This window comes from Lysobacter soli, from assembly GCF_009755585.1.
Taxonomy (GTDB): Bacteria; Pseudomonadota; Gammaproteobacteria; order Xanthomonadales; family Xanthomonadaceae; genus Lysobacter_J; species Lysobacter_J soli.
In genome coordinates this window covers 971,728-995,308 of sequence record NZ_CP046603.1, presented here as the reverse complement: position 1 = coordinate 995,308, position 23,581 = coordinate 971,728, and the positions used below count along the sequence as shown (strand labels likewise).

At 67.8% G+C, this 23,581-nt stretch carries 26 protein-coding genes; 9 read left to right on the top strand and 17 right to left on the bottom strand.

What is annotated here, in order from left to right:
- Window positions 1-9: 9 nt before the first annotated feature.
- Window positions 10-429, bottom strand: coding sequence for a peptide-methionine (R)-S-oxide reductase MsrB (msrB, locus tag GOY17_RS04545; protein WP_115843629.1), 420 nt, complete (start codon window positions 427-429; stop codon window positions 10-12).
- Window positions 430-558: 129 nt separating this feature from the next.
- Here msrB and lptD point away from each other — a divergent pair, with 129 nt between their 5' ends.
- The 6 genes from lptD (at window position 559) to GOY17_RS04515 (ending at window position 7,687) form a co-directional block, all read left to right on the top strand.
- A complete protein-coding gene (gene lptD, locus GOY17_RS04540) occupies window positions 559-3,021 on the top strand; it encodes an LPS assembly protein LptD (RefSeq protein ID WP_157029493.1) in 2,463 nt (820 codons plus the stop codon).
- Entirely contained in the window at window positions 3,018-4,379 is a 1,362-nt protein-coding gene (locus GOY17_RS04535; RefSeq protein WP_157029492.1) for a peptidylprolyl isomerase, read from the top strand. Before lptD ends, GOY17_RS04535 begins: the two co-directional genes overlap by 4 nt.
- An 11-nt stretch (window positions 4,380-4,390) precedes the next feature.
- Complete coding sequence (gene pdxA / locus GOY17_RS04530; protein WP_157029491.1) at window positions 4,391-5,383, top strand: 4-hydroxythreonine-4-phosphate dehydrogenase PdxA; 993 nt, start codon at window positions 4,391-4,393, stop codon at window positions 5,381-5,383.
- 7 nt (window positions 5,384-5,390) lie between these two features.
- Entirely contained in the window at window positions 5,391-6,215 is an 825-nt protein-coding gene (gene rsmA / locus GOY17_RS04525; protein ID WP_157029490.1) for a 16S rRNA (adenine(1518)-N(6)/adenine(1519)-N(6))-dimethyltransferase RsmA, read from the top strand.
- A gap of 67 nt (window positions 6,216-6,282) precedes the next feature.
- Window positions 6,283-6,666 (top strand): Co2+/Mg2+ efflux facilitator ApaG/CorD, encoded by a 384-nt coding sequence (gene apaG, locus GOY17_RS04520; RefSeq protein WP_115843639.1) that lies wholly within the window; start codon window positions 6,283-6,285, stop codon window positions 6,664-6,666.
- 10 nt (window positions 6,667-6,676) lie between these two features.
- Window positions 6,677-7,687, top strand: coding sequence for a symmetrical bis(5'-nucleosyl)-tetraphosphatase (locus GOY17_RS04515; protein WP_232338528.1), 1,011 nt, complete (start codon window positions 6,677-6,679; stop codon window positions 7,685-7,687).
- A gap of 273 nt (window positions 7,688-7,960) precedes the next feature.
- Here GOY17_RS04515 and GOY17_RS04510 read toward each other — a convergent pair whose 3' ends face one another.
- The 8 genes from GOY17_RS04510 to GOY17_RS04475 all read right to left on the bottom strand — a co-directional run bounded on the left by GOY17_RS04510 (window position 7,961) and on the right by GOY17_RS04475 (window position 13,718).
- The gene (locus GOY17_RS04510) at window positions 7,961-8,455 is read right to left on the bottom strand and encodes a dihydrofolate reductase (RefSeq protein ID WP_198173812.1); all 495 of its coding nucleotides are present in this window, start codon (window positions 8,453-8,455) and stop codon (window positions 7,961-7,963) included.
- 2 nt (window positions 8,456-8,457) lie between these two features.
- Window positions 8,458-9,252 carry a thymidylate synthase gene (locus GOY17_RS04505; RefSeq protein ID WP_157029489.1) on the bottom strand — a complete coding sequence of 265 codons (795 nt, stop codon included), beginning with the start codon at window positions 9,250-9,252 and terminating at the stop codon, window positions 8,458-8,460.
- A gap of 16 nt (window positions 9,253-9,268) precedes the next feature.
- Window positions 9,269-10,150 carry a prolipoprotein diacylglyceryl transferase gene (gene lgt, locus GOY17_RS04500; protein WP_157029488.1) on the bottom strand — a complete coding sequence of 294 codons (882 nt, stop codon included), beginning with the start codon at window positions 10,148-10,150 and terminating at the stop codon, window positions 9,269-9,271.
- An 84-nt stretch (window positions 10,151-10,234) separates the two neighbouring features.
- Window positions 10,235-10,723, bottom strand: coding sequence for a TPM domain-containing protein (locus tag GOY17_RS04495; RefSeq protein WP_157029487.1), 489 nt, complete (start codon window positions 10,721-10,723; stop codon window positions 10,235-10,237).
- Window positions 10,724-10,733: 10 nt separating this feature from the next.
- Window positions 10,734-11,606, bottom strand: coding sequence for a TPM domain-containing protein (locus GOY17_RS04490; RefSeq protein WP_198173912.1), 873 nt, complete (start codon window positions 11,604-11,606; stop codon window positions 10,734-10,736).
- Between the two features lie 120 nt (window positions 11,607-11,726).
- Entirely contained in the window at window positions 11,727-12,392 is a 666-nt protein-coding gene (locus GOY17_RS04485) for a LemA family protein (protein ID WP_157029485.1), read from the bottom strand.
- A gap of 193 nt (window positions 12,393-12,585) precedes the next feature.
- Window positions 12,586-13,320: a TerC family protein gene (locus tag GOY17_RS04480; RefSeq protein WP_115843653.1), complete on the bottom strand. Its 735-nt coding sequence runs from the start codon at window positions 13,318-13,320 to the stop codon at window positions 12,586-12,588.
- A 17-nt stretch (window positions 13,321-13,337) separates the two neighbouring features.
- Window positions 13,338-13,718 (bottom strand): diacylglycerol kinase, encoded by a 381-nt coding sequence (locus tag GOY17_RS04475; protein ID WP_115843655.1) that lies wholly within the window; start codon window positions 13,716-13,718, stop codon window positions 13,338-13,340.
- Between the two features lie 294 nt (window positions 13,719-14,012).
- Between GOY17_RS04475 and GOY17_RS04470 the strand changes: the two genes are divergently transcribed.
- The gene (locus GOY17_RS04470) at window positions 14,013-14,315 is read left to right on the top strand and encodes a putative quinol monooxygenase (protein ID WP_157029484.1); all 303 of its coding nucleotides are present in this window, start codon (window positions 14,013-14,015) and stop codon (window positions 14,313-14,315) included.
- Window positions 14,316-14,387: 72 nt separating this feature from the next.
- Window positions 14,388-14,864: a VOC family protein gene (locus GOY17_RS04465; protein ID WP_157029483.1), complete on the top strand. Its 477-nt coding sequence runs from the start codon at window positions 14,388-14,390 to the stop codon at window positions 14,862-14,864.
- 194 nt (window positions 14,865-15,058) lie between these two features.
- On the opposite strand, the gene GOY17_RS04460 is transcribed toward GOY17_RS04465, so the two are convergent.
- The 6 genes from GOY17_RS04460 to GOY17_RS04435 form a co-directional block, all read right to left on the bottom strand.
- Window positions 15,059-16,090 (bottom strand): isoaspartyl peptidase/L-asparaginase family protein, encoded by a 1,032-nt coding sequence (locus GOY17_RS04460; RefSeq protein ID WP_157029482.1) that lies wholly within the window; start codon window positions 16,088-16,090, stop codon window positions 15,059-15,061.
- 106 nt (window positions 16,091-16,196) lie between these two features.
- Complete coding sequence (locus tag GOY17_RS04455) at window positions 16,197-17,438, bottom strand: ABC transporter permease (protein WP_115843661.1); 1,242 nt, start codon at window positions 17,436-17,438, stop codon at window positions 16,197-16,199.
- Window positions 17,435-18,163 (bottom strand): ABC transporter ATP-binding protein, encoded by a 729-nt coding sequence (locus tag GOY17_RS04450; protein WP_157029481.1) that lies wholly within the window; start codon window positions 18,161-18,163, stop codon window positions 17,435-17,437. Before GOY17_RS04450 ends, GOY17_RS04455 begins: the two co-directional genes overlap by 4 nt.
- Entirely contained in the window at window positions 18,160-19,734 is a 1,575-nt protein-coding gene (locus tag GOY17_RS04445) for an efflux RND transporter periplasmic adaptor subunit (RefSeq protein WP_157029480.1), read from the bottom strand. Before GOY17_RS04445 ends, GOY17_RS04450 begins: the two co-directional genes overlap by 4 nt.
- Before the next feature lie 143 nt (window positions 19,735-19,877).
- Window positions 19,878-21,155 (bottom strand): sensor histidine kinase, encoded by a 1,278-nt coding sequence (locus GOY17_RS04440; protein ID WP_115843667.1) that lies wholly within the window; start codon window positions 21,153-21,155, stop codon window positions 19,878-19,880.
- Between the two features lie 9 nt (window positions 21,156-21,164).
- Window positions 21,165-21,881: a response regulator transcription factor gene (locus tag GOY17_RS04435; protein WP_115843669.1), complete on the bottom strand. Its 717-nt coding sequence runs from the start codon at window positions 21,879-21,881 to the stop codon at window positions 21,165-21,167.
- Between the two features lie 97 nt (window positions 21,882-21,978).
- Between GOY17_RS04435 and GOY17_RS04430 the strand changes: the two genes are divergently transcribed.
- A complete protein-coding gene (locus GOY17_RS04430; protein ID WP_425482299.1) occupies window positions 21,979-22,329 on the top strand; it encodes a DMT family protein in 351 nt (116 codons plus the stop codon).
- A gap of 23 nt (window positions 22,330-22,352) precedes the next feature.
- On the opposite strand, the gene GOY17_RS04425 is transcribed toward GOY17_RS04430, so the two are convergent.
- Window positions 22,353-22,655 (bottom strand): Mpo1-like protein, encoded by a 303-nt coding sequence (locus GOY17_RS04425; RefSeq protein WP_157029478.1) that lies wholly within the window; start codon window positions 22,653-22,655, stop codon window positions 22,353-22,355.
- A 35-nt stretch (window positions 22,656-22,690) separates the two neighbouring features.
- Window positions 22,691-23,554 (bottom strand): nucleoside triphosphate pyrophosphohydrolase, encoded by an 864-nt coding sequence (gene mazG, locus GOY17_RS04420; RefSeq protein ID WP_157029477.1) that lies wholly within the window; start codon window positions 23,552-23,554, stop codon window positions 22,691-22,693.
- Window positions 23,555-23,581: the final 27 nt, after the last annotated feature.

Genomic DNA, 23,581 nt, shown 5'->3' with positions numbered 1-23,581 from the left:
GCCCGACGGTCACTTGTCGGGCGTGAACTCCAGCGATGCCGAGTTGATGCAGTAGCGCAGGCCGGTCGGCGGCGGGCCATCGGGGAACACGTGACCCAGGTGCGAATCGCAGCGCGCGCACTTGATCTCGACGCGGCGCATGCCGTGGCTTTCGTCCACGTGCTCGGTGACGGCGTCCTTCGACACCGGCTCCCAGTAACTGGGCCAGCCGCTGCCGGAGTCGTACTTCGCCTTCGACGAGAACAGCGGCGTCCCGCACGCGACGCAGGTGTAGGTGCCGGCTTCCTTGTGGTTCCAGAAGCGGCCGGTGAAGGCGCGTTCGGTGGCCGAACAGCGGCATACCGCGAACTGTTCCGGGCTGAGGCGCTCGCGCCATTCGTCGTCGGTCCGGCAGACCGGCGCGGTATCGGTGGAAGGCTGCTGGGACATGGGCCACTCCTGTCTTGACGCGGAAATGAACAGTGCCGGGAGCAAGATGGTGCTCGCGTTGCCCCCTTGCAAGGGATACGGCAAGCTAGCGACCCCGTTTTCCTGAACGCCGACGATCACGGATCCCGAGTGCACCGACCCCTCCGACTGCTCCCGTTGTCGCTGTGCATCGCGCTGGCCCTGCCGGCGTACGCTGCCGACGGCGATGAGGACAACTGGGGCCTGTGCCCGATCATCGACGTGGTTCCCGTGTTCGAGGATGCCCCCGCTCCGGTGGGCGGCATCGAGAACCGCGGCAGCGAACCGACCGACATCGATGGCGGACAGCTTGAGCGCGCGGGTACCGCCGAAGACATCGTCGTGCAGGACAACGTACGCCTGAATCGTGGCGACCAATTCCTGGGCACGGACAAGCTCACCTATAACGCCGAGACCGGCCGCTACAGCGCGGTGGGCAATGTGCGTTACCAGGACAGCGGCATGCGCATCCTCGCCGAGCGCGCCGAAGGCGACCAGAACGCCGACCGCCACCGCATCGAGGACGTGCAGTACCAGCTCACCCAGCGTCGCGGCAACGGCGGCGCCGAGCGCATCGAACTGGAAGGCGCGCGCGGACGGCTGGTTGGATCTACGTACTCGACCTGCGCGCCGAACCAGCGTGCGTGGGAACTGCGTGCAAGCCGCATCGAGATCGACACCGCCAAGGGCATGGGCGTGGCACGCAATGCCACCGTGCGCATCGGCAGCGTGCCGGTCCTCTACGTGCCGTGGTTCATGTTCCCGGTCGACGACCAGCGACGCACCGGCCTGCTCTACCCGCAGCTCTCGCTGTCCGGCCGCAACGGCTTCGACTACAAGCAGCCGATCTATCTCAACCTCGCGCCGAACTACGACGCCACGCTCTACCCGCGCATCATGGCCGATCGTGGCGGACTGCTCGGCGCCGAGTTCCGCTGGTTGTACGAACGCGGCAAGGGCGAGGTCTACGGAAACTGGATGCCCAGCGACAAGCTGCCGGGCGATGAGCCCGACCGCTACCTCAATCCCGAAGTCGGCTTCCCGGTGTCGAGCCTGCCGGAAAAGAACCGCGGCCAGTTCGCGTTGTCTGCAACGCACAACATCAACAGCGCCTGGTACGCCAATACCAACCTCGGCTGGGTCAGCGACACCCACTACTTCGAGGATTTCAGCAGCAGCCTGTACGGGATCTCGCAGTATTCGATCCGCAGCGATGCGGGCGTGTACGGCCGCGGCCGCTACTGGTCCGGCGGCGTCATGGCCGACCACTACCAGTTGGCCGACTACACGCTGAGCGAGGTCAACCTTCCCTTCGATCGCCTGCCACGTGCCTATTTCAGCTGGGCGCAGCCGTTCATGCCGTGGCTCCAGGCCGGCGTGGATGCCGAAGGCGCGCGTTTCGAGCATCAGGAATTCCTCGGCGGCACGCGAATCGACGTGAAGCCGTTCGTGACGATGCCGCTGGAAGGCGCTAGCTGGTTCATCCGCCCGAAGCTGGCCTGGCGCTACACGGCGTACCAGCTGGACGGCAATGCGCAGAGCCGCGCCGAAGAGTTCGCGCAGCGCAATGGCGGCCCGGTTGACCCAGCGCGGTTCCAGGACAGCAACCTCACGCGCAGCCTGCCGATCACGTCGGTCGACGCCGGTCTGTACTTCGACCGCAACACCACCTTCCGTGGCACGAGCTACCTTCACACGCTCGAACCGCGCCTGTACTACCTCAACGTCCCGTACCGGAACCAGGACAACTTCCCGGTCTTCGATACCGGCCCGATGACCTTCAGCTGGGGCCAGCTGTTCCGCGACAACCGCTATACCGGCGCGGACCGGCAGATGGACGCCAACCAGCTGACCGCTGCCCTGACCACGCGCTTCATCAGCGAGGAAGACGGTCGCGAGCGTCTGGCCGCCAGCATCGGCCAGATCCAGTACTTCGACGACAGCCGCGTCACGCTGCCGAACCAGACCACGATCGAATCGGGCAAGTCGGCGTGGGTCGCCGACGCCAGCGTCTCGCCGAACGACCGCTGGAACCTCGGCGCGACCTACATCTGGAACCCGAAGTACCGGGGCGAGGACTTCGTCTCCGCCCGCGTGCGTTACCTGTTCGACCGCGGCGGCGTCGTGAACCTCGGCTACCGCTATCGCCGCAACGCCGCCTTCCGCCAGGACATCGATCCGCCGGAGCTGCGCGACCAGCTGGAGCAGGCCGACTTCTCCTTCCTCTATCCGATCAACGAGACCTGGAGCGTCGTCGGACGCTACTACTACTCGATCCTGGACAAGAAGGAACTGGAGACCATCGCCGGTGTCCAATGGGAAAGCTGCTGCCTGGCCGCGCGCCTGGTCGGCCGCCGATACCTGCGTAATCGCGACGGTGAACTGGACACGCGCATCATGTTCGAATTCGAGCTGAAGGGCCTGGGCTCCGCGGGCCAGAACACGGAGCGGGTCCTGCGCCGTGGTATCCTCGGCTACGACCGCGACGACCTCTATCTCGTGCCGCCCACGTCCACGCAGCGCCTGAACAGCGGCAGCGGCCAAGTCGAATCCACCCCCGACCCGACCCTATGAAGAAACTACTCGCGTCCGCCCTTGCCGTCGCGGTGCTCTCCGGCGCCGTCCTGCCGGGTGCGACCGCCCTGGCCCAGACCGCGGCCTCCGTCGAGCCGATCGATGGCATCGCCGCCATCGTCGACGAGGACGTGATCCTCAAGACCGAGCTGGATCGCGCGGTGAACAACATCCTGGCCCAGTACGCAGGACGCGAGAACCAGCTGCCGCCGCGCGATGTGCTCCAGCGCCAGGTGCTCGAGCGCCTGGTCCTGGTGAAGCTGCAGGTCGCCCGCGCCCAGGGCACCGGCGTGCGCGTGACCGACCAGGAAGTCGAGCAGGCCATCGCCGGCATCGCCCAGCAGAACCGAGTCTCGCCCGAGCAGCTCCGCCAGCAGCTGGCGCGCGAAGGCACCCCGTACACCGATTTCCGCAACTCGATCCGCGACGAACTGCTGATCCAGCGCCTGCGCCAGCGTTTCGCGCAGAGCCGCGTGTCGGTCAGCGAGGCCGAGGTCGATGCCGCCATGGCCGCGCAGGCGAACCAGGGCGCGCAGTACCACCTCGCGCACATCCTCGTGGCGCTGCCGGAAGGCGCGACGGCCGAGCAGATCGCGACCGCCCAGAAGAAGGTCGAAGGCGTCAAGGCGCTGATCGACAAGGGCGAGATGGACTTCTCCGCCGCGGCGGTGCGCTATTCCGACAGCCCGAACGCGCTGGAAGGCGGCGACCTGGGCTGGCGCAGCGTCGATGAAATCCCCAACGCGTTCGCCTCGCTGATGCGCAACATGTCGCCCGGCCAGGTCACCGATCCGATCCGTGGCCCGAGCGGCTTCCAGCTGCTCAAGCTCGTCGAGGTGCGCGACGCCTCGCAGGCCGGCCCGAACATGGTCACGCAGTACCAGGCGCGCCACATCCTGATCCGCACCAGCGATTCGGTCGACGACGCCAAGGCCAAGGCGCAGGCGCAGACCCTGCAGGCCCGCCTCATGGGCGGCGCCGACTTCGCCTTGCTCGCGCAGGAGAACTCGCAGGACCAGAGCTCCGCGCCGAAGGGCGGCGAGCTGGGCTGGTTCACCCGCGACGAATTCGGCCCCGAATTCGGCAACGCCGTCGCCGGCCTCCAGCCGAACCAAGTGTCGCAGCCGATCCGCACGCAGGCCGGTTACCACCTGATCAAGCTGGAAGCCACGCGCGAAGCCGACGTCGGCGAGCGCAACCGTCGCGCACAGGTTCAGGAAACGATCGGCCGCCGCAAGCTGGAAGACGAGTGGAACCGCTTCCTGCGCGAAATGCGCGGCGAAGCCTTCGTCGACGTGCGCGTCGGCAAGACCGCCGACGCCGAAGCTACCCCCGCCGCTCCGGCCAGCAACGGCTGAGCGAGCCGGACATGACCCCTGTTCGGCTCGCGCTGGTGCCGGGCGAGCCGGCGGGTGTCGGTCCCGAGCTCTGCGTCCGACTGGCGCAGCGCTCCCGCGATTACTCCCTGACGGCCTTCGCCGACGCGCGCACGCTGCGCGCGGCGGCTGAGGCGCTTTCGCTCCCCTTGCGCCTGCTCGACTCGGAGGAGCCCGCGACGCAGCCGGGCGAACTGGCCCTGATCGATGTTCCCAACGCCGTCGTTCCGGCCTTCGGCCAGCCCGACCCGCGCAACGCCGCTGCCGTGATCGGCGCGCTTCGCGACGCCGCGCAGGGTTGCCTCGACGGTCGCTTCGCCGGCGTGGTCACCGGCCCCGTGCACAAGGCGGTGATCAACGAGGGCGGCATCGCCTACACCGGCACGACCGAGCTGCTCGCCGACCAGGCCGGCCGCGAGGTCGTGATGATGCTGGCCAACGACGTCGTGCGTGTCGCGCTGGCCACCACGCACCTGCCGTTGCGCGAGGTCGCCGATGCGATCACCGCGCCCGTGCTGGAACGCACGCTGCGCATCACGCACGACGCACTTCGCCACGACGTCGGCATCGCCGATCCGGTCATCGCCGTGCTCGGCCTCAACCCGCACGCGGGGGAAGCCGGGCATCTGGGGCGCGAGGAGATCGAGGTCATCGAGCCGCTGCTTGCAACGCTGCGCGAGGGCGGCATGCGGCTGGTCGGCCCGCTGCCGGCCGACACCGCCTTCCTGCCGGCCAAGCTGCGCGGCTTCGACGCCGTGGTCGCGATGTACCACGATCAGGGCCTGCCGGTGCTCAAGTTCAGCGGCTTCGAGCGCGCGGTGAACCTCACCCTGGGCCTGCCCTATCCGCGTGTCGCGGTCGACCACGGGACCGCGCTGGAACTGGCCGGACACGGCACCGCCGACCCGTCCAGCCTGTTCGCCGCAGCCGATACCTGCGCCCGCATCGCACGCACCCGAATCGACGCCCGCCAGATCCCGGCATGATGCCCGCATGAGCACGCGCAGCCCCCATTTCACCGAGCCCGCCAAGAAGCACCTCGGCCAGCATTTCCTGACCGATCGCGGGATCATCGACAGCATCGTGCTCGCCGTGGACCCCCGGCCCGGCGATCGCCTCGTCGAGATCGGCCCGGGCCAGGGCGCCATTACCTTCCCGCTGCTGGACCGCCACAAGGAACTGACGGTCATCGAGTTCGACCGCGACCTCATCTTCCCGCTGACCGAAGCCGCGCGTGCGCACGGCACGCTGGAAGTGATCCATCGCGACGTGCTCACCGTCGATTTCACCGCGCTGGCGCGCAACGCCGGCGACGAGGGCGGACAGATCCGCCTGGTCGGCAACCTGCCCTACAACCTGTCCTCGCCGATCCTGTTCCATGCGCTCGAACATGCATCGGCGATCCGCGACATGCACTTCATGCTGCAGAAGGAAGTCGTCGACCGCATGGCGGCGGGCCCAGGCAGCAAGGTGTACGGGCGCCTGGGCGTGATGCTGCAGGCGTACTGCCACGTGACGCCGCTGTTCGACGTGCCGCCGGGCGCGTTCCGTCCGCCGCCGAAAGTGGACTCGGCCGTGGTGCGACTGGTGCCGCGCGCACCCGAGTCGATCGGCATCGACGATCACGCGCTGTATTCGGCCGTGGTGCGCGACGCCTTCGGCCAGCGCCGCAAGACGCTGCGCAACGCGCTGTCGAACCAGTGCGATGCCGCCGCGATCGAGGCCGCCGGCGTGCGCCCGGATGCGCGCGCCGAACAGATCGAGGTCGCCGATTTCGTGCGGCTCGCCAATTCGCTCGCGCGCCAGCGCAACGCGTGACGCCCGCGGCAACGCGTTCTCCACGGCGCGTTGACCTATCGCGCATCGCAGCCCCTACACTGTCCGCATGAACCGCAGTACCGACTATTCCTTCGACATCACCGTGGCGACCCGTTACCTCGACAGCCAGTCCGAGCCGGGCCAGGACCGTTACGTCTTCGCCTACACCATCAGCATCCGCAACAGCGGCAGCGAGGCCGCGCGCCTCACGCGCCGCCACTGGCTGATCACCGACGGCAACGGCAAGGTGCAGGAAGTCGAGGGCGAAGGCGTCGTCGGCGAACAGCCGTGGCTGCGTCCGGGCGACGATTTCGAATACACCTCCGGCGCCGTGCTCGAAACCACGCACGGGATGATGGAAGGCACCTACACGATGGTTGGCGACGACGGTACGCCGTTCGAGACGCCGATTCCCGCCTTCACGCTGTCCGTGCCCCGCACGCTGCACTGACGGGCACGCCATGAGCATCTGGGCCATCGGCGACCTGCAGGGCTGTTACGACGCGACGCAGCGATTGCTCGAACGCATCAACTTCGATCCGGCGCGCGACCGCCTCTGGTTCTGCGGCGACCTGGTCAATCGTGGCGGTCAATCGCTGGAGACGCTGCGGCTGGTGCATTCGCTGCGCGATCACAGCACCGTCGTGCTGGGCAACCACGACCTGTCGCTGCTGGCGATCGGCGAGCGTCGCGAGGACGAGCAGCGCAAGGTCAATCCCGACCTGCAGCGCATCGTGCTCGCCGAGGACCGCGACGTGCTGCTCGACTGGCTGCGCATGCAGAAGCTGGTGCACGTGGACCGCTCGCTCGGCTGGATGATGGTGCACGCCGCGCTCGCGCCGCAGTGGACCACGCAGATGGCCGAGCGCTTCGCGCGCGAGATCGAGGAGCGCCTGCACGGCGACCAGTTCCGCCGCCTGCTGAAGAACATGTACGGCGACAAGCCGGCGTGGCACCCGAAGCTCGCCGGCATCGACCGCCATCGCGCGATCATCAACGTGTTCACGCGCATGCGTTACTGCACGCCGCGCGGGCGCATCTCGTTCGAGGACAAGGGCGCACCAGGCACGCAGCCGGTCGGCCTGTACCCGTGGTACGAGGTCCCGGGGCGCGTCGAGCGCGATCTGAAGATCGTGTGCGGCCACTGGTCGACGCTGGGCCTGTTCATCGGTCACGGCGTGCACGCCATCGACACCGGCGCGGTCTGGGGCGGAAAGCTCACCGCGCTGCAGCTGGACAGCGACGAGTTGCGCATCGTGCAGGCACCGGGCCGCGACGTCCCGGCCCAGCCGCCACGTCCGCGTCCGCCGTACCACGGCGACGACAAGCGCACGCAACGTCCGCGTCCGAACCACAACGGACAGCAGCGTCGCCACCACGGACGTCCGCCACACCCGAACGGCCAACAGGGACCGCGCAACGAAGCGCAGGCCGCTGCGCCGAAGGCGACTGCGGATCAGGATCGCGACTGAGCGCTTGCGCTTAGCCCCTCTCCCCACGGGAGAGGGGTTGGGGTGAGGGGCAACGAAGCCGTACCGGTGAACGAACGTTGCAGCACAGCGCTGCGTTGTTGCTTCGCACCTCAGAAACCGCGGAAGCAAGATGGATTCCAGCTTTCGCTGGAATGACGATGCTGTGGGTCACCGAAACGAGCGTGCCCGCGCGTTACCGGCCTGGGTGCCGGCCTTCGCCGGGATGACGGTGTCGGAATTACGTGCGCCGCTTGCAAGCTGAGGCGCGAACCATCAAGCCCGCACGTAATCCACGAACTCGAACGCGAACGCATGCTTCGCATCGGCCTCGTGCCGTTCGCGCGAGACCACACGCCACTGCGCCGCATCGAAGTCCGGGAAGAACGCGTGGGCGCCATCGACCTGCGTGTCGACATGCGTCAGGAGCAGATGCGTCGCGATCGGCAGCGTCAACGCATACACCTCGCCGCCACCGATCACGCACAGCTCGTCGGCACCGTCGGTTTGCGCGATGCGCACGGCTTCGTCGATGGACGAAACCGCCGTCATCCCCTCGAACGGCACGGCGCCCGACCGCGTCAGTACCAGATTGCGCCGCCCCGGCAGCGCGCGGCCCAGCGATTGTGCGGTCTTGCGGCCCATCAGCACCGGCTTGCCCAGCGTGAGCGCCTTGAAACGCTTCAGATCGTCAGGCAGCCGCCACGGCAGGTCGTTGTCGCGGCCGATCGCGTTGTGGCGATCGAGCGCGGCGATGAGGCTCACCTTCATCGTCACACCGCCACCGGCGCCTTGATGGCCGGCAGCGGGTCGTAGTTCTCGATGGCGATGTCGTCGAAGGTGAAGCCGAAGATGTCCGTCACGTCGGGATTCAGCCGCAGCTGCGGCAGCGCGCGCGGCGTGCGCGACAGCTGCTCGCGCGCCTGGTCGAAGTGGTTCGAATACAGGTGCGCATCGCCCAGCGTGTGCACGAAATCGCCCACGCCCAGCCCGCACACCTGCGCCACCATGTGCGTCAGCAGCGCGTAGCTGGCGATGTTGAACGGCACGCCGAGGAAGATGTCGCCGCTGCGCTGGTAGAGCTGGCAGCTGAGCTTTCCGTTGGCGACGTAGAACTGGAACATCGTGTGGCACGGCATCAGCGCCATGCGCGGCAGGTCGGCGACATTCCACGCACTGACGATGAGCCGGCGCGAATCGGGATTGCGTTTGATTTCGTCGACGACCCAGCGGATCTGGTCGATCTCCGCGCCGTCGGCGCCCGCCCAGCTGCGCCACTGCTTGCCGTACACCGGGCCGAGTTCGCCGTCGGCGTCGGCCCATTCGTTCCAGATCGAGACCTTGTTGTCCTTCAGGTAGGCGATGTTCGTCTCGCCCTGCAGGAACCACAGCAGCTCATGCACGATCGAGCGCAGGTGCAGCTTCTTGGTGGTGACCAGCGGGAAACCTTCGGACAGGTCGAACCGCATCTGCCACCCGAACACGCTTCGCGTACCGGTGCCGGTGCGGTCGGACTTGTCGGCGCCGTGTTCCAGCACGTGGCGCAGCAGGTCGAGGTACTGCTTCATCGCGGATGTCCTTTCGTTACTTCGCGGGCACGAACGGCTGCGGTTCCAGCGTCGGTTGGCGGCGCGACCACACGAACAGCCAGAACAGGCCCAGCGCGATCAGCGGCAGGCTCAGCACCTGGCCCATCGTCAACCAGCCGAAGGCGAGATAGCCGATCTGCGCATCGGGCACGCGGACGAACTCGACGAGGAAGCGGAAGCAGCCGTACAGCAGCGCGAACATGCCCGACACCGCGTAACGCGGGCGTGGCTTGCTGGAGAACCACCACAGCAGCACGAACATCGTCAGGCCTTCCAGCGCCGCCTGGTAGAGCTGCGAGGGATGGCGCGCAAAACGATCCAGCGCGCCCGTCGCGAATTGCGCCTGCAGCTGCTGCAGGTTCATCCCGGCCAGTTCGGCTTCCGCGCGCGGAAACACCACGCCCCAGCCGGCCTGGGTGTACTTGCCCCAGAGTTCGCCGCCGATGTAGTTCCCCAGTCGGCCGAAGCCCAGGCCCGGCGGCACCAGCGGTGCGAGGAAATCGACGGTGTCCATCAGGTGCAGCTTGTGCTTCCACGACCACCACCACGCCGCGGCGACGACGCCGAGCAGGCCGCCGTGGAAGCTCATGCCGCCTTCCCAGATGCGGAACAGCATCAGCGGCTCGCGCAGCAGGTCGCTGAATGAATAGAAGAAGACGTAGCCAAGGCGCCCGCCGAGCACCACGCCCAGCATCGCGTAGAACAGCAGGTCGCCGTAGGACTGCTCGTTGACGCCCGGCAGGCGCCCGGCGCGCACGCGCATCCGGCCCAGCCACCACGCCGTGCCGAAGCCCAGCAGGTACATGATCCCGTACCAGTGCACCTGCAGCGGGCCGAGGTGGAAGGCGATCGGGTCGATCTGGTGCAGGACGGTCATGCGGCGGCTCGGGAAGGCGTCGTCGTATTGTGCCGCAGGCCGGTCGCATGCGGCTTGCCCGTGAAGGGGCAAGGGCCTCGCGGATCAGAGCACGTACGGCAGGTCCGGCAGCTCGTTGACGTCGTGCGTGCCTTCCTCGCGCGGGAAGTGCTCGACCAGGATGTCCGTCAGCGCCGACACGCCGGCCAGCACGCCCGCCTCGGCCTCCCCGGCACGCAGGCGTTCCTCGATCAACTGGCAGACGCCCCGCCACTGCTCGTCGCTGACCCGGCCGAGGAAGCCGCGGTCGGCCACGATCTCGATGCGGTGATCGGCCAGCAACAGATACAGCAGGACGCCGTTGTTGGCGTGCGTGTCCCACACGCGCAGCTGGGCGAACGCCTCGTGCGCGCGGTCGCGCGCCTGCGCACCGGACATCACCGCGCGCGGATGCAGCGCGGGTTCGACGGCGAAGCAGATCTCGCCGGTGTGGTGACGCTCGCTCTCGGCGATCGCGTCGGTGATGCGCTTGAGGCTGTCGCCCGGGAACAGGCGCTTGGCCGAGGGCGCGAACAGGTGCTTGAAGAGCCTCATCGCGTGCGCCTCACCAGCTGCCGGAGGCGCCACCGCCTCCGCTCATGCCACCGCCACCGCCCCAGCCGCCGCCACCGCCGAAGCCCCCGCCTCCACCGAATCCACCGCCGCCCCAGCCGCCGCCACCCCACCCGCCGAACCCGCGATCACGCGCGTAGCGGCCGGTCGGCATCGAGGCCAGCCCGAAGAAGAAGCCGATGAAGGCGCCGATGCCGCCCACCACCAGCAGCGACGAAATCAGCCACGCCACGCCGCCGGCCGCGGCGCCGCCGAGCACGCCGCGCACGATCGACGGCGCGCGGCCGAAAATCCCGCGCACGACCTGCGCCACGATGAACGCCACGAACAACGCGACCAGCCAGCCGCTACCGCCGCCCTGGCCGCGTTCGGCACGGTGGTCGGCCATCGGCGCAGGCAAGGGTTCGCCATCGATCAGCTTGACCAGCGCGGCGGTCGCGTCGGTGATGCCGCCGGCGAAGTCGCCGTTGCGGAACTTCGGCACGAGGTATTCCTGGATCACGCGCGCCGACGTCGCATCGGGAATCGCGCCTTCCAGCCCGTAACCCACTTCGATGCGCACGCGCCGGTCGTTCTTGGCGACCACCAGCAGCACGCCGTCATCAACGCCCTTGCGGCCGATCTTCCACTGCTCGAATGCACGCACCGCGTATTCGGCGATGTCTTCCGGCTCCGTGGTCGGCACCATCAGCACCTGCAACTGGCTGCCCTTGCGCTGCTGCAACGCGAGCGCCTGCGCTTCGAGCCGCTGCTTCGCCGCCGCGTCGAGCGTTCCGGTCGTGTCGACCACCGGCGAAGTGAGCGGCGGAACCGCGGCGAGGTCCTGCGCGTTCGCGATCGCGCAGCACAGCGCCAACACGATCATCGCGAACAGGCGCCACCATGCGTTGGGCGTGGCGCGTGCGGACACGTCATTCCCGCGCACCTGCGGGAATGACGACAGACGTTGCGACATCGACATCGCGATCGGCCCGTATCCGACCGATCAGCCGTTCGACGGCGCCGGCTGCTGCTGCGGCGGCTGCGGGGTCTGCGGCGTTTGCGGGGTCTGTTGCTGCGGCTGCGCGGGTGCACCGAAATCGACCTTCGGCGCTTCCTGGATCTGCGCTTCGTTCTCCACCGTGAAGTTCGGGCGGGTCTTGTGGCCGAACATCATCGCCGTGAGGTTCACCGGGAAGCGGCGGATCGTGGTGTTGTAGTCCTGCACCGCGCGGATGAAGCGCTGGCGCGCCACGGTGATGCGGTTTTCCGTGCCTTCCAGCTGCGCCTGCAGCTGCAGGAAGTTCTGGTCGGCCTTGAGCTGCGGGTAGTTCTCGCTGACCACGAGCAGTCGGCTGATCGCGCTCTGGAGTTCGCCCTGCGCCTGCTGGAACTGCGCGAGCGAGGCCGGATCGTTCGCGTTGACGTTGATGCTGCCCACGCGCGAGCGCGCTTCGGTCACCTGCGTCAGCACCTGCTGCTCGTGGCTGGCGTAGCCCTTCACCGTGGCGACCAGGTTGGGCACCAGGTCGGCGCGGCGCTTGTAGTTGTTGAGCACTTCCGACCAGGCGGCGTTGGCCGCCTCGTCCTTCTCCTGGATGGTGTTGTAGCCGCAGCCGCTGAGGGTGGCGACCATCACCAGCAGCACGAACGCTTGCACCAGACGGACCATGGGGAACTCCTGACGTGACGATTGGCCGGCATTCCAGCACCGGGGCGGTCATGAAGCAATGAGGGTCTTGGACGACCCGTTACGAAGGCGTTACGGCCAAGGCGTCCGGCCTGCATGAAGCGGCCGGCGTCGAAAACGAAAACGGCCTTCCGCGAGGAAGGCCGTTCGAAGGCAACCGCGTTAGCCGCCCGTGTTATTCGGGTTGCAGGCGACGCTGCGCGCGGCGCTTGGCCCACAGGTTCAAGCACTCCACCAGCGCCGAAAAGCCCATCGCGCCGTAGATGTAGCCCTTCGGGATGTGCATCTCGAACCCGTCGGCGACCAGGTAAACACCGACCAGCACGATGAAGGCCAGCGCCAGCATCTTGATCGTCGGGTTGTGGTCGATGAACTGACCGAGCGGCTTGGACGCCAGCAGCATCACGGCCACGGCGAGCAGGATCGCGGCGACCATCACCGGCGTGTGGTTGGCCATGCCGACGGCGGCGATCACCGAGTCGAGCGAGAAGACGATGTCGATCACCGCGATCTGCGCGATCACGCCCATGAACGACGCCTTGGGCTTGGTGTGGATGTCCTCCTCCTCGCCCTCGCCGACGATGAGGTCGCGGATCTCCATCGTGCCCTTCACCAGCAGGAACGCGCCGCCGAGGATCAGCACCAGGTCGCGCACCGAAATGCCCTGGCCCAGCACGTTGAACAGGTCGTTGGTCAGGCCGGCGAGCCAGGCGAGCGTGAGCAGCAGCGCGATACGCGTGATGCACGCCACCGCGATGCCGAACTTGCGCGCCTTCTCGCGCTGCGCGTACGGCAGCTTGCTGACCGCGATGGAGATGAAGACGAGGTTGTCGATGCCCAGCACGATCTCGATCGCGCTCAGGGTCACCAGGGTCAGCCACACATGCGGGTCGGTCAGCAGTTCGATCACTTTCGGTTCCTACCTGATCAGAGCAGACGGGGCAGCACGATCGCGCCCCAGGTCAGCAAGACGTTCATCATCACCACGAACACCGCGGCCGAGCCCATGTCCTTGGCGCGGCCGGCCAGTTCGTGGAATTCCGGGCCGTAGCGTTCGATCACCGCTTCCACGGCCGAGTTGAGCAGCTCGACGCTGAGCACCAGCATCATCGAGCCGATCAGCAGCACGCGTTCGACCGGCGTCTGCCCGAGCCACCAGCCCAGCGGGGCCAGGATGACGAACAGGTACACTTCCAGCCGGAAGGACGATTCGTGCAGCCATGCGGCGCGCAGGCCCTGCATCGACCATTGGGTGGCTTTGGCGATCCGCGCGGGGCCGCGCGGAAGGTGTCCGAATTCGTCGGCCATGCGTTGGACTCAGGCCGCCTGCCCGGCGCGAACGAGGCCGCGCACGGCGGCCACGCGGCCGGGGATCCCGGCGGGCGCGCACACGGCGTGGAGCGGATCGGCGATCGGCATGGGAGGCGGTCGTGGACGGAAAGGTCGCGGACGGGCCGCGGCAGGGGGCCGATTTTGCCACAAACCCCTGAACCGACCCGGGCCGTTGGTTGGGGTCGCCCGTGTCATGGGGCGGTAGCAGGTTTTTCGCGTCCCGTTAGCGGCGCCGGCCGTAGCCTGACCGACCCGCCCGGAGGTGCGCCCATGTCCCGCTGCGCGTTGCTGGCCCGCCTGGAGGCCAAACCGGGCAAGGAAGAGGAAGTCGAGCGCTTCCTGCGCGGCGCCCTGCCGCTGGCCGAAGCCGAACCCGGCACGCGGACCTGGTTCGCGCTGCGCTTCGGGCCGACGTCCTTCGGCATCTACGACACCTTCGACACCGAGGCCGGCCGCCAGGCGCACCTGGACGGCCCGATCGCCGCCGCCCTCATGGAGCGCGCCGGCGACCTGCTGGCCTCGCCGCCGCAGATCGACCGCGTCGACCTGCTGGCGAGCAAGCTGCCGCATTGAGCGGCCAATCGCGTTCGCCTTCGGAGTTTCCCCACTGGCGCGCCCGCGCCGCCCACGTCCATGGAGGTCGAAATGAGTGTCCCCACCACTCCCGAGGGTTACCACAGCGTCACGCCCTACCTGATCGTCGACGACGCCGTTGCCGCGCTTGATTTCTATCGCGATGCACTCGGCGCCCAGGAGGTGTTCCGCCTGCCGATGGGCGACAAGATCGGGCATGCCGAGATCCGCATCGGCGATTCGATGCTGATGCTGTCGGACGAATGGCCCGACATGGACGCCTACGGCCCGAAACGCCGCGGTGGCGCAACGGCGACGTTCGTGATCTACGTGCCCGACGTGGATGCGTCGTTCGATCGCGCGGTGAAGGCTGGCGCGAAGGTCGATCGCCCGCTGGAGAACCAGGCCTGGGGCGACCGCATGGGCACGGTGATCGACCCGTTCGGCCACAAGTGGAGCCTGGCGACGCACGTCGAGGACGTGGACCCGGACGAACTCAAGCGCCGCATGGACGAGTGGTCGCAGCAGCAGACGGGATTGACGGCGTAGCGCTGCCCTCCCATCTCGCAACCGTTTCGCGACGCTTTAGCCCCTCTCCCGCTCGCGGGAGAGGGGTTGGGGTGAGGGGTGGGGAGCGCCTCGCTGCCGGATCGCCCAACGCCGTCCTTCGAAGAGTCGATCAGCCTGGGTCCCGGCTTTCGCCGGGATGGCGGGATCCTCGAGGGCAACCTCTGCCTGTCTCCTCACTCCCCTTCGTGAATTGCCGTCCCACGGCTGCCGTCGGGCTTGATCCATCCACGGAACATGCTGCCGCTGTTGAACGGCATTGCGATGTTGCCGTCGCGGTCGAGCGCGATCGCGCCGCCGTCGCCCCCGGCCTTGGTCACGATCTTGTTGACCACCTCGTTCGCCGCGTCTTCCAGCGAATCGCCGCGATAGGCCACGCGCGCGCAGATGTCGTGCGCGACGGCGTTGCGGATGTAGAACTCGCCCCAGCCCGTGCCCGAGACGCCGCAGCGTTCGTCGGCCCAGGTGCCGGCGCCGATGATCGGCGCGTCGCCGACGCGGCCCCACTTCTTGTTCGTCATGCCGCCGGTGCTGGTCGCCGCGGCGATGTGCCCCTGCGAATCCAGCGCGACGGCGCCAACCGTGCCCAGGTACGTCGGCGGATCGAGCGTGCCGTCGAAGGCCTGGCGCTTGCCGTCGGCGGCTTCCTTGGCTTCCTTCGCCTGCGCGCGCTTGAGCTGCTCCAGGCGCTTGTCGGTATCGAAGTAGCTGTTGGGCACGCGCTGGATGTCGGGATGTTCGTCCGCGAACGCCTCCGCGCCTTCGCCGGCGAGCATCACGTGCGGGCTCTTTTCCATCACCGTGCGCGCGAGCTTGATCGGGTTTCGGATTGTGGTGACGCCCGCGATCGCGCCGGCGCGACGCGTGTGGCCTTCCATGATCGCCGCGTCGAGTTCGTGCCCGCCCTTCGCGTTGAACACCGCACCCTTGCCGGCGTTGAACTGCGGCGCGTCCTCGAGCACGACCACGGCGGCGGTCACCGCATCCAGCGCGGTACCGCCGCGGCTGAGCACGGCGTTGCCGGCGTCGAGCGCGCGGTTCAGCGCTTCGTGGTACGCCTTGCGCTCGCTCGGCGTGATCGACTGCATCGGCACGAAGCCGGCGCCGCCATGGATGACCAGTGCCGTCTTGCCGGTAGCCGGCGCTTCGGCGGCGGAGAGGTTGAAGGACATGGCGAACAGGACGGCAAGCGGGAGCGAAAGGCGCATGGCAGGGCCGGATGGGAACTCCGGCCGAGCATAGCGACTTTTTCCCATGCGACAGAGTCGCAATCTGGCGAACCTCGGCCGGGATGTCTTACGACATCCCGCGTCCTCACTGCTGGCGCAGCGCCTCGATCGGGTCGAGCTGCGAGGCCTTGCGCGCCGGGTAATAGCCGAAGAAGAGGCCGGTCATGATCGAGAACGTCGCCGCCAGCGCGATGACCTGTCCGTTCAGCGCTACCGGCAGGTCGCTGAAGCGGCCGACCGCCAGCGCACCGACGACGCCGATCACGATGCCCAGCACGCCGCCGCCGAGCGACAGCAGCATCGCCTCGGCGAGGAACTGCCGCCGCACGTCCGACGGCCCGGCGCCCACCGCCATGCGCAGGCCGATCTCGCGGATCCGTTCTGTCACCGACACCAGCATGATGTTCATGATCCCGATGCCGCCGACGATTAGCGAGATCGTCGCCACCGCACCCAGCAGCAGCGACATCAGCCGCGTCGTCGCCGTTCGTGTTGCGACGATCTCGGAGATGTTGCGCACGTTGAAGTCGTCTTCCTCGCCAGGCTTGATGCGATGGCGCTGACGCAGCAGCGCTTCGACTTCGCCCTGCGTGTACGACAGGTCCTTCGCATCGGCCACCGTCAGCGCGATCTGCATCACCGCACCGGACGGCAGGCCCATCGCGCCCATCAGGCGACGACGCGCGGTTTCCAGCGGCACCATCACCACGTCGTCCTGGTCCTGGCCGAAACCGCCCTGCCCCTTCGGATTGAGCGTGCCGACCACTGTGAACGGCACGCGCCCCAGGCGGATCGTCTGCCCGACGCCGGTTTCGTCGCCGAAGAGCGTGCGCCGCACGGTCTCGCCGATGATCACCGACTTGCCCGCGCTGGTGTAATCCTGCGTGTCGAAGCCCGAACCGTTCGCGATCGTCCAGCCGTTGATGTCGAAGAAATCGGCCTGCACGCCCTGCCAGCTCGTGGACGCGTTGTTCTCCGCGTAGACGACCTGCGTGTTGCCGCGCAGGGCACCGGCGACGTACTGCACTTCGGGGATCTCGTTGCGGATCGCGTCGACGTCGCCCTCGTTGAGGGTAAAGAAACTCGACGAACTCATGCGCACGCCGCCACCGCCGGGACCCCGGCCCGCGCCGGGGCTGATGTCCAGCCGCTGCGAACCCAGGCCCGACACCATCTTGTCGATTTCCTGCTGCGTGCCCTGGCCGACGGACACCATCACGATCACCGCCGCGATGCCGATGATCACGCCCAGCGACGTCAGCGCGCTGCGCATCCAGTTGCCGCGCAGCGCGTAGATCGCGGTGCGCAGGATGTCGGAGAAGTTCATGCCGCGCCCTCCGGATGCAGTTCGCCGTCGCGCATCACGTACACGCGATCGGCGTGCGCGGCGACATCGGCATCGTGCGTGATCAGCACGACGGTGTGGTCGTCGTCGCGCAGGCGCTTGAACAGCGCGAGGATCTCTTCGCCCGTCTTGCTGTCCAGTGCGCCGGTCGGTTCGTCGGCGAGCAGGATCGGCGGCCGGTTGATCAGCGCGCGCGCGATCGCCACGCGCTGCTGCTGGCCGCCGGATAGTTCGCTCGGCCGGTGGCCGACGCGTTCGCCCAGGCCGACGGATACCAGTGCCTCGCGCGCGCGCTCGGTACGTTCGTGCGGCGGCACGCGCGCGTAGCCGAGCGGCATCGCGACGTTGTCCAGCGCGCTCATGCGCGGCAGCAGGTTGAAGCCCTGGAAGACGAAGCCGATCTTGTCCCGGCGCAGCGCGGCGAGTTCCTCGGCGTCGAGCGTGGAGACGTCGACGCCGTCGCATTCGTAGACGCCGGAGGTGGGCGTGTCGAGGCAGCCGATGAGGTTCATCAGCGTCGACTTGCCCGACCCGGATGGGCCCATGATGGCGACGAATTCGCCGCGATCGATGCGCAGGTCGACACCGCGCAGCGCCTGCACCTCGGCTTCGGTGTGCGCGGCGTAGGTCTTGCTCAGCGCGCGGGTGAGGATTACCGGCGCGGCTGCGGCATCACGTGCATCGCTTCCCTGTGAGGCGCCACTCATTCGCGCGCGGCCCGTTCGCCGGTGACGATGGGATCGCCGGCCTTGAGGCCACCGCCGGAGATCTCCGTGTCGGTGCCGTCGCTCGCGCCCAGACGCACCGTCACGCCCTGCGGCGCGCCGTCGACCAGCTTGTAGATCTGCACGCGCTTGGCGTTGACGAGGTTGGAGATGGCGGCGTCCCACTGTTTCTTCTGCGCGTCGTCGAGCGTCGCGCGGAAGGTGGCGAAGTCTTCCTTGAAGCGGTCGGCCATGCGCTGGCGCATCTGCGCCTGCATGTTGCCGGCGCCCGGGCCGCCGATCATCACCGGACCACCGGCACCGCCCGGGCCGCCGCGGCCACCGCCACCACCGAACAATCGATTGCCCCCGCCGCCGCCCTGCTGCGACGCCTGCGCCTGACGCGCGGCCTGTCGTGCGCGCACGGCTTCGGCCGCGGTGTCGAACGCCGCCTGCTGGTTCGCGTTCAAGTTCATCGACGCCGCGGTGCGCGACAGGTCGTCGAGCATGCCCGAGCCGCCGCGCGGACCACCCGCGCCCGGCGCTGCAGGCGTCGCCGATTGCGCGTCGTCGGACGGCTTGAAGCGCAGCGCGGCGTTGGACACCTTCAGCACGTCCTCGCGCTTGCTGACCTCGATTTCCGCGTTGACCGTGAGGCCCGGCAACAGCGTGCCGTCGCTGTTGTCGACGGTGACGACGACCGGATACGTCACGACGTTATTGGTGGTCGTGGCCGACAGCCGCACCTGTTCGACGGTGCCGCGGAACTGGCGGTCCGGAAACGCATCGACGGTAAACGACACGTTCTGCCCGGTGCGCACTTGGCCGATGTCGGCTTCATCGACGGCCAGTTCGATCTTCATCTTCGCCAGGTCCTCGGCGATGGTGAACAGCTCCGGCGCCTGCAGGCTCGCGGCCACGGTCTGGCCGGGCTCGATGCTGCGCGTGAGCACCACGCCGTCCACCGGCGAGCGGATCACGGTGCGATCCAGGTTGACCTGCGTCGTCTGCGTGGACGCCGCCTGCTGGCGGATCGACGCCTGCGCCGCGTTGACCTGCGCGCGCGCCTGATCGAGCGCGGCCTTCGCAAGATCCACGTCGCTGCGCGCGACGAGCTGGCGCGCACCGAGATCGGCCTTGCGCTTGTAATCGAGTTCGGCGTTGAGCAGCGTCGCCTGCGCCTGGCTGAGCGACGCGCGCGCACTGGCGACCTGCGCGTTGCCCTGCGCGATCTGCGCCTCGTACGTCTTCGGGTCGATGCGCGCGATGACCTGGCCCTTGGTCACCGGATCGTTGAAGTCGACCAGCACGTCGGTCACCTGGCCGGACACCTGGCTGCCGACGGTGACGGTGGAAATCGCGCTCAGCGTGCCGGTGGAGGAAATCGCGACGCGGATATCGCCGCGTTCGACCTGCACGGTGCGGAACGCGCCTTCGGCCGCATCGCTACCGCGCTTTTTGTAGAAGTACACGCCGCCCGCGATCAGGGCGACCACCACCGCGGCGGCGATGCCATGGCGGATCCAGGGCGTGGGCTTGCGGGCATTGCGGGACGACGGGCGGGCTGCGCTCATGGGGCTCGATCGAAGGGTTATGCCGGCGCGAACGCACCAGCGGCCAGTGCGTTGACAGCGGGTCGGCGGAATCGTTCAGCCGAGCCCGGCGTCATCCGGCGGATGCCGGGCTGACGCCGAAGATTACCGAGCGCTGGCGCGCATTACCGCGTGAACCGGATCACCGCCGTCGTGCCCTGCCCCGGCGCGCTGGCCAGGCTCACCGGCCAGCCGAAGCGTTCGCCGAGCCGGCGCACGATCGACAGCCCCATGCCCTTGCCGTCGCTGTCGGCCGAATCGGCGCGGAAGAACGGATCGAACGCCTTGGCGAGGATTTCCGGCGACATGCCGATGCCGCTGTCGCGGATCACCACGCGGTCGGGCATCAGGCGGACCTCGATCTCGCCCGATTCGGTAAAGCGCGCGGCATTGCCCAGCAGGTTGCCGACCATCACCCGCAGCACGTGCGGCGGCGCGACCAGGCGCGGCGCGCCTTCGTCGTGCAGGGTCACGGTGACGGGACGGTCGCCCAGCAGCGGACGAATGCGCTCGACCTCGGCGGTAACGATCTCGCGCACCTCGAACTCCTCGCTCTGCGGCGCGACGTCCGCTTCGCGCGCGAGGATCAGGAACGCCTCGATCACCGCCTCCATGTCGCGCCCGGCCTGCTGGATGCGCGACAGCGAACGCCGCGTGCGCGAGCTGTTCTCCGTATCGGCCAGCATCAGGTCGGTCGCGACGCGGATCACGGTGAGCGGCGTGCGCAGCTCATGGCTCGCATCGCGGGTGAAGTTGCGCTCGCGCTGGACGAAATCGCCGACGCGCTGCGACAGGCCGGTCAGCGCGCGCGACAGCTTGCGCACTTCGTCGCCCGCTTCGGCCGGCAGATGCGCAGAGGCGATCGCGCTCGCGTCGGGATCGCGCGGATCCCAGTGCGCGACCTGGTTCGCCAGCCAGCTCACCGGCGTGACCATGCGCTTGGACGTGCGGTAGGTCATCCAGATCAGCACGCCGCTGGTCACCAGCGACAGGATGAGCGACACCAGTCCGGTCAGCAGCACCGACTGATCGGCGAGCCATGCGGAAAAGATGATGTACAGCGTGCCCTGCGGACGACGATCGACGTAGACGAGGCGTCCGCTGTCGGGCAGGCGCTGCACGCCGCTGCCGGTGACGCTGCGCAGCTCCGCCGGAAGCGGCGCCTGCAGGTTGCCCGGCACCACCAGGTAGCTCGACATCGTCGAGCTGCCCGGCAAACGGTGCGAGGGATCCTGCGCGTAGGCCTGCCAGAAGGCCTCCGCCTCCTGCTCCACGCGTTTTTCCACGACCTTCTGGCGCACGATGACGCCGGTGAGCAGGATGCCCACCGTGATCACGATGCTGCCGATCAACGCCTGCGTGATGAACGCGAGTTTGATCCTGCGCGGAAGTCCGTGCGCCATGTGGTCCGATTACTCGGGCGGCTGGGAGATGTCGGCCACGCGATAGCCCGCACTCTGCACGGTGTGCAGCAGCTGCTTGTCGAAGGGCTTGTCGATGGTCTTGCGCAGGTTGTACAGATGGCTGCGCAGCGTGTCCGAATCCGGCAAGCCGTTGCCCCAGATCTCGCGCTCGATTTCCTGCCGGCTCACCACGCGCGGCGATTCGCGCATGAGGATCGTCAGCAGGCGCAGGCCGATCGGCGAGAGCTGCAGCTCGCTGCCGCCGCGCGTGACGCGCAGGCTGGCCGGATCGAGCACGAGGTCGGCGACCTTCAGCACCTCGCCGCCAACCTGGCGACGTTCGCGGCGGATCAGCGCGCGCAGGCGCGCTTCGAGTTCCTGGATCGCGAACGGCTTGGTGAGGTAATCGTCGGCGCCGGCGCCCAGGCCGGTGAGCTTTTCGTCGAGCGTGTCGCGCGCGGTGAGCATGAGCACCGGCGTCGACTTGCGCGCTTCCTCGCGCAGCTTCTTACATAGCTCCACGCCGTCCATGCGCGGGAGCATCAGGTCCAGCACGATGACGTCGTAGTTGTTTTCCGTCGCCAGCCGATAGCCGTCGAGGCCGTCGCTCGCGTAATCGACCTCGAATCCACGGCCTTCGAGGTATTCACCGACCATCTCGGAGATGTTCCGGTTGTCCTCGACAATGAGGACCAGGCCGCCATCTCGTGTTCCGGTACCCTGCATGCAAAACCTCCCGACGCTTCAGCTTTGTGAAGGCTGCCGGGCCGCGAGTGGAGAGGCCGTGAAGGCCCCCCACACAAACTGAACGAAACCCTAGCGAATCCTTACCATGCCCCTGGAACGCATCCTTCCCATCGCCCTGTTGCTGGGCTCGAACGTCTTCATGACCTTCGCCTGGTACGGCCACCTCAAGTACAAGTCCGCGCCCCTGATGGTGGCGATCTTCGCCAGCTGGGGTATCGCCTTCTTCGAGTACTGCCTGATGGTGCCGGCCAACCGGATGGGCAGCTCAGTCTACTCGGCGCCCCAGCTCAAGGGCATGCAGGAGGTCATCACCCTGCTGGTCTTCGCCGGCTTCTCGACGTGGTATCTCGGCCAGCCGCTGAAGTGGAACCACTGGGCGGGCTTCGCGATGATCGTCGTGGCGGCCTGGCTGATCTTCCTGGAGTGAGTGGTCACTCCGGGCGGCGCGTCCTAGAACCGGATCTTCCCGCTCAGGATGTCCTTGAACATCACCCAGTCGCCGACGAACGAATAGAACGGGTGCTTGAACGTCGCCGGCCGGTTCTTCTCGAAGAAGAAGTGCCCTACCCATGCGAAGCCGTAGCCGCACAGCAACGCGGCCAGCAGCCACCACGCGTTGCCCCGCACGATCGCCAGCGCGACCAGCGCCAGCACGCCGCAGCTGCCGATGAAATGCAGCCGCCGGCTGGTACGATGGCTGTGTTCGCTCAGGTAGAACGGGTAGAACTCGCGGAAGCTCGAAAAGCGCGACATGCGGTCCTCTCGTGATGTTGCGCTGCGGGCGGCACTCAGGCCTTTTCGTCGGCCTTGGCGCGATTCCAGAGGCGATCCTGCGCCTGCAGCGGCAGGTCGGCAAGCGATGTTCCGTCGGCCTGCGCCAACGCCTCCATCGCGCGGAAACGCCGCTCGAACTTGAGGTTCGCGCGACGCATCGCGGCACCGACGTCGACGTTCGCATGCCGCGCGAGGTTCGCGCAGACGAACAGCACGTCGCCGATCTCGTCCTCCAGCCGGTCGCGTGCGGCGGCATCGTCGGGATTCGCGTCGAGCGCAGCGAATTCGGCGCGCACCTCGTCGATTTCCTCGTGCAGTTTGGCGAACACCGGCGTCACGTCGGGCCAGTCGAATCCCACGCGCGCGGCGCGCTTCTGGAGCTTCGTCGCGCGCTGCCACTCGGGCAGGCCACGCGCAATGCCGGCCAGCGCGGAACGGTCTTCGGTACCGTTCGCCTCGCGCTCGCGACGCTTCTGTTCTTCCCACGCGACGGTCTGCGCGTCGGCGTCTTCCACCGACGCATCGCCGAACACGTGCGGATGCCGGCGCACCATCTTGTCGCAGATCGCCGCGACGACGTCGCCGAACGAGAACGCACCCTGCTCCGAGGCCATCTGCGCATGGAACACCACCTGCAGCAACAGGTCGCCGAGTTCGTCCTTCAGGTCCGCCAGGTCGCCACGATCGATCGCGTCGGCGACTTCGTACGCCTCCTCGATCGTGTACGGCGCGATCGTCGCGAAGTCCTGTTCCAGGTCCCACGGACAACCGCCTACCGGATCGCGAAGGCGGGACATGATGTGGAGCAGGGATTGGATATCGTCGGGGTTGTGCACGTGTTCGTTCCGCTGAGCGTTGCTGCGTGTTTCGGCTGTCATTCCCGCGAAGGCGGGAATCCATGCATC

Bases quoted from the DNA above. Each gene is read 5' to 3' on its own strand.
- GOY17_RS04460 (WP_157029482.1), bottom strand. From the start codon at position 16,090: ATGCGCCTTTCGCTCCCGCTTGCCGTCCTGTTCGCCATGTCCTTCAAC.
- GOY17_RS04435 (WP_115843669.1), bottom strand. From the start codon at position 21,881: ATGCAGGGTACCGGAACACGAGATGGCGGCCTGGTCCTCATTGTCGAG.
- pdxA (WP_157029491.1), top strand. From the start codon at position 4,391: ATGACCCCTGTTCGGCTCGCGCTGGTGCCGGGCGAGCCGGCGGGTGTC.
- GOY17_RS04445 (WP_157029480.1), bottom strand. From the start codon at position 19,734: ATGAGCGCAGCCCGCCCGTCGTCCCGCAATGCCCGCAAGCCCACGCCC.
- apaG (WP_115843639.1), top strand. From the start codon at position 6,283: ATGAACCGCAGTACCGACTATTCCTTCGACATCACCGTGGCGACCCGT.
- GOY17_RS04485 (WP_157029485.1), bottom strand. From the start codon at position 12,392: ATGGTCCGTCTGGTGCAAGCGTTCGTGCTGCTGGTGATGGTCGCCACC.
- GOY17_RS04470 (WP_157029484.1), top strand. From the start codon at position 14,013: ATGTCCCGCTGCGCGTTGCTGGCCCGCCTGGAGGCCAAACCGGGCAAG.
- GOY17_RS04495 (WP_157029487.1), bottom strand. From the start codon at position 10,723: ATGAGGCTCTTCAAGCACCTGTTCGCGCCCTCGGCCAAGCGCCTGTTC.
- GOY17_RS04535 (WP_157029492.1), top strand. From the start codon at position 3,018: ATGAAGAAACTACTCGCGTCCGCCCTTGCCGTCGCGGTGCTCTCCGGC.
- GOY17_RS04515 (WP_232338528.1), top strand. From the start codon at position 6,677: ATGAGCATCTGGGCCATCGGCGACCTGCAGGGCTGTTACGACGCGACG.
- GOY17_RS04450 (WP_157029481.1), bottom strand. From the start codon at position 18,163: ATGAGTGGCGCCTCACAGGGAAGCGATGCACGTGATGCCGCAGCCGCG.
- GOY17_RS04510 (WP_198173812.1), bottom strand. From the start codon at position 8,455: ATGAAGGTGAGCCTCATCGCCGCGCTCGATCGCCACAACGCGATCGGC.
- GOY17_RS04505 (WP_157029489.1), bottom strand. From the start codon at position 9,252: ATGAAGCAGTACCTCGACCTGCTGCGCCACGTGCTGGAACACGGCGCC.
- GOY17_RS04425 (WP_157029478.1), bottom strand. From the start codon at position 22,655: ATGTCGCGCTTTTCGAGCTTCCGCGAGTTCTACCCGTTCTACCTGAGC.
- rsmA (WP_157029490.1), top strand. From the start codon at position 5,391: ATGAGCACGCGCAGCCCCCATTTCACCGAGCCCGCCAAGAAGCACCTC.
- GOY17_RS04475 (WP_115843655.1), bottom strand. From the start codon at position 13,718: ATGGCCGACGAATTCGGACACCTTCCGCGCGGCCCCGCGCGGATCGCC.
- GOY17_RS04465 (WP_157029483.1), top strand. From the start codon at position 14,388: ATGAGTGTCCCCACCACTCCCGAGGGTTACCACAGCGTCACGCCCTAC.
- msrB (WP_115843629.1), bottom strand. From the start codon at position 429: ATGTCCCAGCAGCCTTCCACCGATACCGCGCCGGTCTGCCGGACCGAC.
- GOY17_RS04490 (WP_198173912.1), bottom strand. From the start codon at position 11,606: ATGATCGTGTTGGCGCTGTGCTGCGCGATCGCGAACGCGCAGGACCTC.
- mazG (WP_157029477.1), bottom strand. From the start codon at position 23,554: ATGACAGCCGAAACACGCAGCAACGCTCAGCGGAACGAACACGTGCAC.
- lgt (WP_157029488.1), bottom strand. From the start codon at position 10,150: ATGACCGTCCTGCACCAGATCGACCCGATCGCCTTCCACCTCGGCCCG.
- GOY17_RS04440 (WP_115843667.1), bottom strand. From the start codon at position 21,155: ATGGCGCACGGACTTCCGCGCAGGATCAAACTCGCGTTCATCACGCAG.
- GOY17_RS04455 (WP_115843661.1), bottom strand. From the start codon at position 17,438: ATGAACTTCTCCGACATCCTGCGCACCGCGATCTACGCGCTGCGCGGC.